The organism is Coleofasciculus sp. FACHB-542, assembly GCF_014695825.1.
In the GTDB taxonomy this organism is placed as follows: domain Bacteria; phylum Cyanobacteriota; class Cyanobacteriia; order Cyanobacteriales; family FACHB-T130; genus FACHB-T130.
In genome coordinates this window covers 14,752-28,961 of the sequence record NZ_JACJPB010000026.1, presented here as the reverse complement: position 1 = coordinate 28,961, position 14,210 = coordinate 14,752, and the positions used below count along the sequence as shown (strand labels likewise).

6 protein-coding genes are annotated in these 14,210 nt (G+C 49.0%); 5 read left to right on the top strand and 1 reads right to left on the bottom strand.

All coding sequences use genetic code 11. The features are described 5' to 3' along the window. The first annotated feature begins 45 nt into the window (after window positions 1-45). Window positions 46-7,479 (top strand): hybrid sensor histidine kinase/response regulator, encoded by a 7,434-nt coding sequence (locus H6F52_RS08235; RefSeq protein WP_199300476.1) that lies wholly within the window; start codon window positions 46-48, stop codon window positions 7,477-7,479. 189 nt (window positions 7,480-7,668) lie between these two features. Here H6F52_RS08235 and prfC read toward each other — a convergent pair whose 3' ends face one another. Continuing rightward, window positions 7,669-9,318: a peptide chain release factor 3 gene (gene prfC / locus H6F52_RS08230; protein ID WP_190533593.1), complete on the bottom strand. Its 1,650-nt coding sequence runs from the start codon at window positions 9,316-9,318 to the stop codon at window positions 7,669-7,671. Between the two features lie 761 nt (window positions 9,319-10,079). Between prfC and H6F52_RS08225 the strand changes: the two genes are divergently transcribed. The 4 genes from H6F52_RS08225 (at window position 10,080) to H6F52_RS08210 (ending at window position 14,082) form a co-directional block, all read left to right on the top strand. After that, a complete protein-coding gene (locus H6F52_RS08225; protein WP_190533589.1) occupies window positions 10,080-12,299 on the top strand; it encodes an ATP-binding protein in 2,220 nt (739 codons plus the stop codon). A 138-nt stretch (window positions 12,300-12,437) separates the two neighbouring features. Then, window positions 12,438-12,782: a DUF4870 domain-containing protein gene (locus H6F52_RS08220; RefSeq protein WP_190414512.1), complete on the top strand. Its 345-nt coding sequence runs from the start codon at window positions 12,438-12,440 to the stop codon at window positions 12,780-12,782. Between the two features lie 91 nt (window positions 12,783-12,873). Continuing rightward, complete coding sequence (locus H6F52_RS08215; protein ID WP_190533586.1) at window positions 12,874-13,038, top strand: hypothetical protein; 165 nt, start codon at window positions 12,874-12,876, stop codon at window positions 13,036-13,038. A gap of 60 nt (window positions 13,039-13,098) precedes the next feature. Next, window positions 13,099-14,082, top strand: coding sequence for an alpha-ketoacid dehydrogenase subunit beta (locus H6F52_RS08210; protein WP_190414510.1), 984 nt, complete (start codon window positions 13,099-13,101; stop codon window positions 14,080-14,082). Window positions 14,083-14,210 lie beyond the last annotated feature (128 nt).

Genomic DNA, 14,210 nt, shown 5'->3' with positions numbered 1-14,210 from the left:
CCGTATGGGCGTCAATAGCACTCAGCACTCTCGAAGGATACTGCTATGCAGCCGGAGCAACAACAGCGAATCATGGGCTACTTCATTGAGGAGGCGAAAGACCACCTCAATACCATTGAACAGGGATTGGTGAATCTGCAAAGCACCATTGAAGATTCTGAAATGGTGAATGAAGTTTTCCGCGCCGCCCATTCGGTCAAAGGCGGGGCGGCAATGCTGGGAATCAACAGTATTCAGAGAACCTCCCACCGCTTAGAAGACTGCTTCAAAGTCCTCAAAGAGTGTCCGGTGAAGATTGACCAAAAACTAGAGTCCCTCTTTTTGAAGGTTTCCGATACCCTCAAGGAACTGATAGAACAACTCAGTGGCCCATTTGGTCTGACTGAGGAAATTGCTAACGGTATCATGTCAGGCGTCGAGCCAGTGTTTGAGGAACTGAACCAGCATATGGCATTCCTAGTGAATGGGGCTGGCGGGAATGTCTCCTTAGAGGCGGCTAGCGGCGCTCAAGAGACAGGGGCGGCAACGGCGGCAGGCGGCTACCTTCGAGATGGGCAAGCCCAAAAACGCTTTCAAAGCGACGTACTCAACCAGCTGCGCGAAATGTTGCAGCTATTTAAACAAACCGACCAACCCAGATGCAGACAACAGCTTCAGGAAATCTGCGGCTCTTTGGAACGGATGGGCGAACAATATGAATGCCCGAAGTGGTCAGAACTGATTCAGGCTTCGGCAAGCGCGATCGCAAATCCAGAAAATTCCTATCGCACTCTGGCTACTGTCGTTATTAAAGAAATTAAACAAGCCCAAGAGCTGGTGCTAGCAGGTCGCGCTAGCTCAATTGAGCCGAGTTCCCAGCTCAAGGCACTCCTACCATCCTCCGCCACTCCATCGCTTTTGGAGCAACTGGATGCCGAACCCGCGCTCATCTATTCAGCCCAAGAACTAGCTGGAGCAACGACTGCCGATTTACAGACCCGAATCGCGTCTGTACAATCGCAGCATTCTATGACCCCAGCAGAAGCCGGAACCCGTCAAAGCCGACCAAAAGCAACCGACCGTTTCAACTACTCAGAGACGTTTATCCAAGAAGAACGGTTTGCGGCTGGTGAATCGGGGGCTGGTTTGAAAGAACCCTCCTTCACCTCCGCGAATTCAGATACGACGTTCTCTCAACCGAGTATCAAATCATCTCGGGGTAAGGAATCTGCCAATCATCCAGCCGATCCCAACGGGCCGGAAGTCGGCATGGCAGAACTCAATAGCCTTGCTGATTTGTTTGAAGGGGAAGCCCCGGATCTGGATGAAACCTGGCAAGAAGAACAAGTCATTGGCGATGGGGCAGAGAATATGGGCACAGAGCGTCAGGAATGGTTGAATCTTGAACAAGAAAACGACTTTTCTGACTTACTGGGTGGTGATACAGATGGGTTAGGAAAATCTGCCACTTCAGCAACCGAGGAAGATGATTTAACTTTATTTGGATTTGGAGAAGACTTAGTAGAGGAAGGCGAAACGCCTTCAGCCGAAAGCGAACGGGAAGATGCTACACAATTGTTCGCAGGTAGCGTGTTAGATGGAGATGGAAATGGAGATGATGATTTTTCTGACCTGCTGTTTGCGGCAGATGCCCCAAGCGCAGCTTCAGAAGCAACCCCATCAGAGAATTTAGCCAATCTCTGGAGTGACAGTTTCTTAGAAGATGAAGGCTTTGAGCAACAGGAGAATGCCAACCTTTTAAGCGAGTCGCTTGCGGCTGCTACAGATGAAGATTTATTAGGCATTCTTACCTCTGAGAATTTAGACTTGGCACTCTTGGCGACAGAATCTGAAGCGTTAGAGTTGGATTCGGATGAAGATCTGTTTGGTGCTGCGGGTATAGATACTAACGAAAATGACTCGATCGAGGCAGCAGCGAGTCAGGAGTCGTCAGACTGGGAATTGATGACAACAGGAACGCTGTTTGGCGAAGCAGCCGAGAACAGCAACCAGGAAGTTTCAGAAGAGTTAGAAACTCCATCGATCATGTCTACAGAAGGGTCGGACTGGACTACAGATTGGTCGAGCGAGGATTTGCAGGTACTCGATAGTGTTGCTGCCGCCGAGCCAATCGCCACGACTGGTAACGATTTACCAGATTTTGTGTTTGAGGATGAGCAGAGTACGAGTACAGCTTTGACAGGCGATTTGGAGATGGGGAGCCTGTTGGAAGATGAAGTTGATTTAACGGCAGCAGGTTGGGAAGAAGAACCCGACTTTAGCAACTTGGATCTGTTTGAAACCCCACACGCCAGAGCAGACAATGGCGATGTTCTCGATGAACTGATGTTGGATGACAACACAGATCTGTGGCTTGAAGAAACGATGCCAAGAAACGAGACAAACGACTTGCTGGACTTGAGTGCAGCAATAGGAACTCCCTTTGAGTCAGAAGCGATCGCACCCGAAATCGAAGCGGATGCGGTAGGAGATGTTAACCTCGACTTTAATTGGCCTGCCATACCAGGTGTGGAAGATATCGATGCCAGTACAAGCAGCGTTGACAGAGCTTTCCTAGAGGATTGGTCAGCAACAGACTTGGCGTGGGACGAGACAATCCAACCCGCGGGCTTCTCAGAAGTAACAGCAGCTCAAATGCCAGGAACGGCACGAGAAGACCTAGAAGATTGGGAAAACCAACTGGAGTTCAATGAAACTTTGGTTGAAGAGCCATTCTCAGCTTTAGACGATTTAGATATTCCCAGCAATTGGGCGTCTCCAGATGCATTTGCACTGGATACAAGCGCCTCAGACGCAAGGAACGAAGAAGCACTGGACTTGTTGGAGTTGGACAATCCACAAACCAGTCCCTTTAGCCTGGATTGGGAAAGTGAAGCGGAAAGCACTGGTAGCGAGATCGAGAACCTAGCGCTACAAGAAGATGCAGATGCGAATGGGGCGCTAAACGCTGTTCCTAATCTTACCGAAACTGTCTCGGTAGATGAGTTAGGTGATTTCTTTGGGTCGCAAGCAGCAGAGCTAGAAACAACAGAATTCGCATCTTTAGATGAATCTCTTGACATGAATGGGGAAAGCCATGAAGTGCCCCAACTTGACGCATTAGATAACTTCTTTGAGGCAGAGCCAGAAGCAACTGCAACAACTGAGTGGGATAGTTCTCTGGACTTTGCCAGCATGAGCCTATCCGATGGAAATACAGATGCTTTTGATGCTAGCCTAGGCGAGCCGTTATCCAGTTTGTTCGATCCTAGTCAGGAAGAGTCCCTTGTTTCGGCAGACGCCTCCGATGATTTCTTCGCTACAACCGATGCGTTTTTAGAGCTGCCGTCAGAGGAAACATCTCAAGAATCTCTGGATGCCGCAGAAAATCTAGAAACAATGTTAGGCGATGAGCCATCTTCCAGTACCGATGCGCTGGATGCGCTGGATTTAAATGAAGAAAATCTGTTAGCTACTGAATTCGACGCTGAGTGGGGAATCGACTCAGCAGCAGTACCTGTGGACGCAGCTTTCGAGCTTGATGAGGATCTCTTAGATTCCTCGTTGCCTGCGGAAGCCCCAGAGAATCTGGAAGCAATGTTTGGAGAAGCACCTGCACCAACTCCAGAAGCGCTGGAATTAGCAGATTCAGACCTATTTGGCAGCGACATGGACGATGCTGAGTGGGGAATCGACTTGGCGGCGGTGCCGGTGGAGTCAGACAATTTGGAAGCAATGTTTGGAGAAGAAGCATCATCTGCACCGACTCCAGAAGCGCTGGAATTAGCAGATTCAGACCTATTTAGCAGCGAACCGGAAGCTGAGTGGGGAATCGATTTAGCCGCGATGCCGGTGGAGTCAGAGAATCTGGAAGCAATGTTTGGAGAAGAAGCATCACCTGCATTGACTCCAGAAGCGCTGGAATTATCAGATTCAGACTTATTTGGCAGCGAAACGGAAGCTGAGTGGGGAATCGACTTAGCAGCAGTGCCTACGGAAGCCCCAGAGAATTTGGAAGCAATGTTTGGAGAAGAAGCATCATCTGCATCGACTCCAGAAGCGCTGGAATTATCAGATTCAGACTTATTTGGCAGCGAAACGGAAGCTGAGTGGGGAATCGACTTAGCCGCGATGCCGGTGGAGTCAGACAATTTGGAAGCAATGTTTGGAGAAGAAGCATCATCTGCACCGACTCCAGAAGCGCTGGAATTAGCAGATTCAGACTTATTTGGCAGCGAAACGAGCGAAACGGAAGCCGAGTGGGGAATCGACTTAGCCGCGGTGCCGGTAGAGTCAGAGAATCTGGAAGCAATGTTTGGAGAAGCACCTGCACCAACTCCAGAAGCGCTGGAATTAGCAGATTCAGACCTATTTAGCAGCGACATGGACGATGCCGAGTGGGGAATCGACTTAGCAGCAGTGCCTGCGGAAGCCCCAGAGAATTTGGAAGCAATGTTTGGAGAAGAAGCATCATCTGCACCGACTCCAGAAGCGCTGGAATTAGCAGATTCAGACCTATTTAGCAGCGAAACGGAAGCTGAGTGGGGAATCGACTTAGCCGCGGTGCCGGTGGAGTCAGAGAATCTGGAAGCGATGTTTGGGGAACAAGAAGCACCAACTCCAGAAGCGCTGGAATTAGCAGATTCAGACCTAGACCTATTTGGCAGTAACGATACGGAAGCTGAGTGGGGAATCGACTTAGCTGCGGTGCCAGTGGAGTCAGAGAATCTGGAAGCGATGTTTGGAGAAGAAGCATCATCTGCATCGACTCCAGAAGCGCTGGAATTAGCAGATTTAGACCTATTTAGCAGCGACATGGACGATGCCGAGTGGGGAATCGACTCAGCAGCGGTGTCTCAAGAGGCAGCTTCCGAGTTAGAGGATCTCTTAGGTAGCGAACCAGTAGAGTTTGGGGATGGATTGGATTTTGAAGAGAATCTGTTAATTGGAGAAATTCCTTCAGAAAACCAAGCGTCTGACGCAGATGAGTTGAAGGAAGTTGACGATCTCTGGGACTTAGTGACAGAACAACAAGAGATTGCAAATCCTTCAGAGGCTGCTGTTTTAGATGAGTTGTCTTTGCTAGAGACAGTTGGAGAACAAGACCAAGACTTAGCCATCTCATTAGTGGAAAACGATGAGTTTGACGAATTAGAGGCAATGTTGGGTGAGGAAGTGTTCGCAGAACCAGCATCTAACTTGGCAAGTAACGATGAGTTTGACGAGTTGGAAGCACTGCTAGGCGAAGAGGAATCCGTGCCAGCGGCTTTTGATGCAGAAGACATGAATGAGTTTGCTGACTTGGAAGCTCTCTTGGGGGATGATGAACCTCAGCTTGTTCCTCAATTTGCTCAATCGCAGCGTTCTCCTACGAAGCCGATAGCTGAAACAGCTACATCCGCAGACGCCCTTGACGATGGATTTGGGGATTTGGAGGAACTGTTGGGACAGGCTGAGGAGACGATGGGTGGGCCACGTAGTGTGAAAACAAGCCCAGGCCAAGTTCGCCCGGTTAATCGTCCCCGTCCGGTTAAAGTGTTTGAACAGACCATGCGGGTGCCGGTTAAGCACCTAGACAACCTCAGCAACCTGGTGGGGGAATTAGTGGTGAACCGGAACACTTTGGAACAGGATCAAGAACGCCTGCGACAATTTCTGGATAACTTGCTGCACCAGGTACAGCAACTCAGTGACGTGGGAGCGAGGATGCAGGATCGGTATGAGCGATCGCTCCTAGAAAGCTCTCTACTCGCCAGTCGTCAAAGCAATCGGTTCAACGCCCGACCTGACCATACGTCGGCAGCGCAGGAGGCTCCCGCCAACAGCCGTTTTGGTTTGGGTGAATTGGAACTCGATCTGTTTACGCCTTTCCACAGCCTTTCCCAAGAAATCATTGAGCTAATTGTCCGCGTCCGAGAGTCGGCGGCTGACATTGAATTCCTCGTTGATGAAACTGACCAGGTCGCCCGGATGCTGCGGCAGGTGACGACTCAGTTGCAAGAAGGATTGACGCGATCGCGCATGGTGCCTTTTGCCCAAACTGCCGACCGCTTGCCCCGTGCCGTCCGCGAGATTTCTCTGAAGTGCGGCAAACAAGCCGAGCTACAAATTGAGGGTCGGGAAACCTTGATCGATAAAGTGATCCTAGAACACCTCTACGACCCGATGACGCACCTGGTGAACAATGCCATCACTCACGGCATTGAACCGCCAGAAGTGCGTATAGCCGCTGGAAAGCCTCCCGTAGGTCGGATTACCATCCGAGCCTTCCATCAAGGCAACCAAACCGTTATCTCCGTCTCGGATGATGGCGCAGGCATTGATTCAGAACGGGTAAAGGCAAAGGCAGTCGAAAAAGGGCTGATTACCGCATCTGAAGCCAAGTCCATGACCCGTCTGGAAGTCTACGATCTGCTCTTCCATCCTGGTTTTAGTACCAAAGACAAAGCCGATGACTTCTCAGGTCGCGGCGTCGGGATGGATGTGGTTTGCACCAGTTTGAACGAAATTCGCGGTGTAATCACAACAGACTCCACCCTAGGCAAGGGCACTACCTTTACCGTTCGTCTGCCCCTTACCTTAAGTATTTGCAAAGCACTTTGTTGCCTGAGTGACAAAGCTCGCATTGCCTTCCCGATGGATGGGGTGGAAGATATGTTGGATGTGCCCCAAGACCGCATTCAAACGAACTCAGAAGGTGAGACCTGTATCTCTTGGCGCGACTCTCTCATGCCCTTCCAACCTCTAGAGGAACTACTGACCTACCAGCGTCACCTCAGTCGAGGCACCGTTTATGGTGGAAACAGGGAAGATGACATGATTTCGGTTGTCGTGCTACGCAGTGCTGGCAATTTTATCGCCGTCCAAGTAGATCAGGTGCTGGGAGAACAAGAAATTGTGATTAAGCAACTGGAAGGCCCTGTGCCCAAGCCCCTAGGCGTCGCAGGTGCTACTGTCTTAGGGGATGGTCGGATCATGCCCATTGCTGACGTTCTAGAGCTGATTGACTTAGCGACGGGTCGGATTGGCAAAGACCGTAACGTTTCTCTGTGGGATAAGGCGGGTGTTTCCCTTCCTGTAGAGGCTCCAGCAGTGAAGACCGATCCGATGGTCTTGATTGTAGATGACTCAATTACGGTGCGCGAACTTCTCTCCATGACCTTTAACAAGGCAGGATACCGAGTGGAACAAGCCCGTGACGGTCAAGAAGCTTGGGATAAACTTCGGTCGGGTCTGCCTTGCGAGATTGTCTTCTGCGACATTGAAATGCCTCGCATGGACGGACTGGAGTTGCTCTCACGGATTCAGAAAGACCCCAGCCTCAACCATCTGCCGGTAGCCATGCTAACTTCTCGTGGCGCTAGCAAGCACCAGCAAATGGCAGCTCAGTTGGGAGCCAAGGGCTACTTTACCAAGCCTTATCTGGAAGAAGCGCTCCTCGATGCCGCCCAACGGATGATCAAAGGTGAGGTGCTGCTGAGTATTAACACGAACGCCTAATAGTAGGGGCGGGGAAACCCCGCCCTTTCTAGATAAAACGGAAGATGAGAGTAGGTAAGGTGGGCAAGTGTCCACCTTTTTTGATATCCGGCTCCGGCGGGACAGTGGCACCCAGCCTGTTTCAGGCTGGGAAACATCAATCATGACCCAGGAAACCAGTGAGGTATTGGCTTTCACCAAGCGCTTGGGTCAAAAATCTACTGGTTGTTGCCCCGCCGCTACAGGCGCTACAGAATTTAACTTCAACTCTGGATGATCCGCTTGCACCTGCTGACAATTCCATTCGTTTCGGAACAACAGCACCGGACGCCCCCAGCTATCCTTCACCGTTACGGTGTTGAAAAGACGTCCCACTTTTTGCAGAGCCTCCCAGCCACCGGCTACCCAACGAGCCACACTATAAGGCAATAATTCTGTGTGAGTTTCAACACTGTATTCATTCTGCAAGCGAAATTGCACTACCTCAAATTGCAATTGTCCCACCGCTGCTAGAATTGGGTCGCGTTTGCCTTCATCCACGGAGTACATGATTTGCACTGCACCTTCTTCCCGCAATTCCGAGACGCCCTTGTGAAATTGCTTGAACTTAGAAGGGTTGGGGTTTTTCAGATAAGCAAACAATTCTGGCGAGAAGCAGGGAATCCCTTCATACTCCAGCTTCTGACCCGTATAAATCGTATCCCCAATCGCAAAGACGCCCGGATTGTTCAATCCAATGACATCGCCGGGATACGCTTCTTCAATCGATTCTCTATCTTGGGCAAATAGTTTCTGAGGACGAGACAAACGAACAGTTTTGCCAGTACGGGCATGATTCACCGTCATGTCTTTTTCAAACTTGCCGGTACAGACGCGGACAAATGCTATTCTGTCGCGGTGCTTCGGGTCCATATTGGCTTGCAGCTTGAAGACAAAACCAGTGAATTCTGGATAAGTCGGTGGAATTGCCCCATTGCTGCTTAGCCTTGAACCGGGTTTGAGGGCGTAGTCGAGAAAAGCATCCAAAAATAACTCCACCCCAAAGTTGGTCATGGCGCTACCAAAGAACACGGGCGTCATTGTGCCTTGATGAACTAGGTCTAGATCCAGTTCTGAGCCAACGCCTTCCAGGAGTTCTAAATCTTCTTTGAGCTGATAGTAAAGTTCTTGCTCTAGCAGTTCTTCAATTCGGGGATCTCCCACGTCTACAACGGTATCCAGGGCTTCCCGCTTGCCATGTGCGCTGCGCTCAAATAGGTGAATTTTCTGCTGCCGTCGGTCGTAGACGCCCTTGAAGCGATCGCCCATTCCTATTGGCCAGTTTACGGCATAGGTTTGCAATCCCAATTCCTGCTCAATTTCATCCAGCAGTTCCAATGGTTCCCGTCCGGGGCGGTCGAGTTTATTCACAAAAGTGAAGATGGGGATTTTTCTCATCCGGCATACTTCAAATAGCTTCCGTGTTTGCGGTTCCAAACCTTTCGCTGCGTCAATCAGCATCACCGCATTATCTGCTGCCGCCAGCGTCCGATACGTATCTTCACTGAAATCTTGGTGTCCCGGAGTATCCAGCAAATTAATCTGACAGTTGTGATATGCAAACTGCAACACCGTCGAGGTAATCGAAATTCCTCGCTGTTGCTCCATCTCCATCCAGTCAGAAGTTGCCTTTTTTTGCGCTCGACGCGCCTTCACCGCCCCCGCTTCGTGAATCGCACCTCCGTACAGCAACAGCTTTTCGGTCAGCGTCGTTTTACCGGCGTCAGGGTGAGAAATAATCGCAAAGTTACGCCGACGCTCAACCGCTGCTTGTATTTCAGATTGAGTGGTTGCTTCTGGGGACTGGAAATCAGTAAACATTCGGATGCCTGGTTCGGTACTTTCAACAAAAATTATAAAAGGTTAGATTGTGAAACGATGAAGCGTATCCGTATACAACAGACGGAACAACCCAAACCGGAGATAGCCTTTTTACTTTTATTCGTTCTAGGGTTCCGATTGGACTAAGACGCGATCGCTTCTTTCAGTAACATTCTCGATTAACAACTCTCACCTTCATCAAAAATTTAGATTCACTCCTGCTAGCCGCAATTCGCTAGCAGTTTTGTCTAAGGAGGTAAGTCCAATTAACCGGAAGACCTTGCCCATTCGCCTGCTGTGTTGACAAGCTTTGCTCCTCCATTCGCGAGAACCTAATGCTAACAGAGGTTTCCTCTGTTTAGACTTTTCGCCCCAAGAAAGGGAGAAAGTTTCTCTCTTTCGTCAATAAAAATTCTCACCCTTCTTCCCCCGACTTGTGGGTGAACTGAGAACGCAGGGAAGTTTCGTTTAAGGTTGCACTTTCTTTATATCTATCTACTTAATTTAATTCTAAGCGGATATATTCCGTTAATACTCGTCTCCTATCAAAAATTACGCACTGCTGACGAATCCAAATACAAGGCGCTAAGCAAAGCAAGTTTTTTTTTAAGTTCTACGCTAAGAAACCAACCGTCTTTTTGCCAGATTACAAAACAACTGTAATTTATCCGGTGCAGACCTGCCCATGCCAACTCTCGCGAGCAAGCGATATCTAGCTATATCGATATCTAGCTATAAAGTAGCAACCCCAAGGAGACTTTATGCCATCACTCTTGCACAATCTTTTTACTTCCGGGCAATTTATCCCGCACGGACACTGCTACTTATGGAAAACAGGGCTAGTGTGGCTGCATATTCTGTCAGATGGTTTAATCGCCCTGGCTTATTATTCAATTCCGCTGCTGTTGGTTTACATTGTCCGCAAGCGAGGCGATTTGCCCTTTGATTGGGTATTTCTGTTGTTTGGCAGCTTCATCATCGCTTGTGGGACAAGTCATGTGTTGGAAATCTGGACCCTATGGCACCCAATGTATTGGCTGTCAGGGTTAGTGAAAGCTGTAGCTGCTGTGATTTCTGTGGCGACAGGTATCGTATTGATGTCATTGATTCCTAACATCCTAGCACTGCCCAGTCCCGCTCAGATCGAGGAAGCCAACCGCCGACTGAAATCAGAAATTCAGGAACGTCAGCAGATAGAGGCGCAGCTGCGAAGTCAAGAATACTGGCTAAATACCCTGATTGATGCGGTTCCGAACGTGGTGAATATGAAAGACGGTGAAGGACGCTGGCTGATCTCGAATCAAGAAGGACTGAAGCTTTTTCAGCTCGAAGGTGTCGATTATCAGGGTAAGACAGACGCAGAACTAGAAGAATATACAGAATTTTATCAGGAAGCTCTTTTTGGTTGTCAAGAATCCGATGAAAGAGCGTGGCGTGCAGAAACCATTAGCCATTACGAAGAAGAGATTTTATTACCCGATGGTTCAGCGAAGAAGTTTGATGTCGCCAAGGTGCCCTTATTCAACCCAGATGGAAGCCGTAAAGGGATTGTAGTCGTAGCAAGCGACATTACTCAACGCAAGCAAGTAGAGGCGGCATTGCGGGAAAGTGAAGCGAAAAATCGCGCCTTCATCCAAGCCCTACCGGATATGTTGTTTCGGATTTGTAGTGATGGGACTTTTATGGACTTTCAAGCGCCTAGAGAAGATGCTCTGGCGATGCCTCCCAGTCACTTTTTGGGGAAAAGCGTGTGGGAGGTATTACCTGCTGAGTTGGCTGAAGCTACCATGTACAACGTATCGAAAGCGATCGCTTCCGGTGAAACACAACTCTACGAGTATCAAATGACTTCCCTAGACGGCAACCAGCACGATTATGAGGCTCGGTATGCGCGTAGCTTAGAATCAGAAGCTTTGGTAATAGTACGCAATATTAGCGAACGGCAAGCCGCGCTTCGCGAACGCAAGCAGGCAGAAATCGCTTTACAAAAATCGGAAGCGCAATTAAGAGAACAGACACTTCATCTAGAAAAAACCTTATGTGAGTTGAAACAAACCCAATCTCAATTGATTCAGAGCGAAAAAATGTCTAGCTTGGGTCAATTGGTTGCTGGTGTTGCTCACGAAATTAATAACCCTATTAACTTTATTTACGCCAATCTAATTCACACCGACCAATATACAAAAGAATTACTACATCTGATTCGCCTCTATCAGCAACACGATTGCGAACCTGTTCCTGAAATTGCCGCAGTCGTGGAGAACCTTGACTTAGATTTTCTTCAGGAAGACTTACCCAAAATGCTGTCCTCAATGAAGGCGGGGACGAACCGTATCCGCGAAATTGTCTTATCGTTGCGAAACTTCTCGCGCTTGGATGAGGCAGAGGTGAAGGCGGTTAATCTCCACGAAGGCATTGACAGTACGCTGCTGATCCTGCAAAACCGCCTGAAAGGGAAACTGGGACGCCCAGCGATTGAAATTATTAAAGAGTATGGTAATCTGCCCCCTATCGAGTGTTATGCGAGGCAACTGAATCAAGTATTTATAAATATCATCACCAATGCAATTGATGCCTTGGAAGAGGCAGAGGCACAGAGGCGCAGAAGTGCAGAGGAGAATTTGGTACACTCTCCCCAGCAGCTTTGTTCCCCAGTGCCCCTGCCTTGGATTCGGATTCGCACTGAAGTTCAAGACGATCGTCAAGTTGTGGTTCGGATTTCTGATAATGGTCTTGGGATAACGGAGGAGGTACGCCAAAAGCTTTTTGACCCCTTCTTTACAACTAAACCTGTTGGTAGCGGCACAGGTTTGGGGTTATCTATCAGTTATCAAATTGTAGTCGAAAAACACGGCGGCAGCTTGAAATGCGTTTCAGCACCGGGACAGGGGGCGGAGTTCGCAATCGCGATTCCAATTCGGCAGCAACATCGGCAAACGGCTGCGGTCAGTGACCGAAATTCTGCCGCTGTTTCAGGATAACTTCTCTCTGCTTTAGTACCAGAAGCTTTTGTGTCTTTCGGGTACGGAAAGCCGTTCGCTAGCGTGCGGCTCACCCCCAGCGATCGCGTGTTACAGTCTTGACTAGAGGCAACGCAACAGAAGCATTAGGGGGTTTAGATGTACGACACGGACAAGCGAAAGTTGTTGTCGGTACTATCTCATGGCTCGATCTTTCTTAGTACGACACTGGTGTCTATCGGGATACCCGTCGCGATGTTATTTGTATCCGATGATCCAGTTGTGAAAGACAATGCCAAAGAAGCAATCAACTTTCACTTCAATGTTTGGTTCTATGGAGCGATTATTGCCTTCTTAACTTTTATCACCCTTGGTTTATTGGGCTTTATCCTCGGACCTATCGGGTTTATCGTTCATTGGGCACTGACGATTCTGGCAATTACTCACTGTTTGGGTAATCCCGATCAACCCTACCGCTATCCCTTCACCTTCCGCCTGCTTTAAAAAAGGGAAAAGTAAAAAGGAAAAATTGTTTGAGTTTCACTTTTTACTTGCGTGGCTCTTAAAAGGTACGTGAAGTCAAGAAAGCTGTAGGTTGATTAATCATAATTTTCCCATAAAACCCGTCTTCTTTGAGAAAACGGGTTTTTGCATATTTTTAAGCTTTTGTCAATACTACGATAGATTTGCCGATGAACAAAGTGCGATCGCTTCCGGTTCATCAATCCAGAGCGATGTGCGATCGCTGGCAAAATTCTAGAGCCTCAAGAGGTTAAAATCCTAATCTGACCCGATCAAACTCCTCTCCTCTACTGTACCGATGGCAGAAACTTTATTCTTCAACGCCCTCCGCGCAGCCATAGACGAAGAAATGGCACGCGACTCAGCCGTATTTGTCCTTGGTGAAGATGTCGGTCACTATGGCGGCTCGTACAAAGTCACCAGAGACCTGTACAAAAAATATGGTGACTTGCGCGTACTCGACACCCCCATTGCCGAAAACAGCTTCACCGGCATGGCAGTGGGCGCTGCAATGACAGGTCTCAGACCAATTATCGAAGGCATGAACATGGGCTTTTTGCTCCTTGCCTTCAACCAAATCTCTAACAACGCTGGAATGCTGCGCTATACCTCCGGCGGCAACTTCAAAATTCCGATGGTGATTCGGGGGCCAGGTGGCGTCGGTCGTCAATTGGGTGCCGAACACTCTCAGCGACTAGAAGCTTATTTCCAAGCGGTGCCAGGTTTAAAAATTGTCGCCTGCTCCACACCTTACAACGCCAAAGGATTGTTAAAGGCTGCCATCCGCGACGATAATCCGGTTTTATTCTTTGAACACGTCCTCCTCTACAACTTGAAAGAAGATTTACCAGAGGAAGAATATGTGCTGCCCCTAGATAAGGCAGAAGTCGTGCGGCAAGGCAAGGATGTCACGATCCTCACTTATTCGCGGATGCGTCACCATGTGATGCAAGCGGCAAAACAGATGGAAAAAGAAGGTTTCGATCCGGAAGTAATTGACCTAATTTCCCTCAAGCCGCTGGATTTCGATACCATCGGTGCTTCCGTGCGGAAAACCCACCGGGTGATTATCGTGGAGGAATGCATGAAAACCGGCGGAATTGCGGCAGAATTGACAGCTTCAATTAACGATCGGCTATTTGATGAGCTAGATGCGCCCGTTCTGCGCCTATCTTCCCAGGATATTCCCACACCTTATAACGGAGCGCTGGAGCGGTTGACGATTGTCCAACCAGAGCAAATTGTGGAAGCCGTGCAAAAGATGATGGCACTCCAAGTGTGATCGGTCATTAGTCCTTAGTCCCTAGTCGAAGTCAATTACTAATGACGAATGACTAATGACTAATGCCCGCTGACAATCAATCCGGATCGACCAGCCCAAAAGGGATTATCATAGCATTTGTTTGAGCG

Coding starts and splice junctions, on each gene's coding strand:
- H6F52_RS08235 (WP_199300476.1), top strand. CDS start 46: ATGCAGCCGGAGCAACAACAGCGAATCATGGGCTACTTCATTGAGGAG.
- H6F52_RS08220 (WP_190414512.1), top strand. CDS start 12,438: ATGTACGACACGGACAAGCGAAAGTTGTTGTCGGTACTATCTCATGGC.
- H6F52_RS08210 (WP_190414510.1), top strand. CDS start 13,099: ATGGCAGAAACTTTATTCTTCAACGCCCTCCGCGCAGCCATAGACGAA.
- prfC (WP_190533593.1), bottom strand. CDS start 9,318: ATGTTTACTGATTTCCAGTCCCCAGAAGCAACCACTCAATCTGAAATA.
- H6F52_RS08225 (WP_190533589.1), top strand. CDS start 10,080: ATGCCATCACTCTTGCACAATCTTTTTACTTCCGGGCAATTTATCCCG.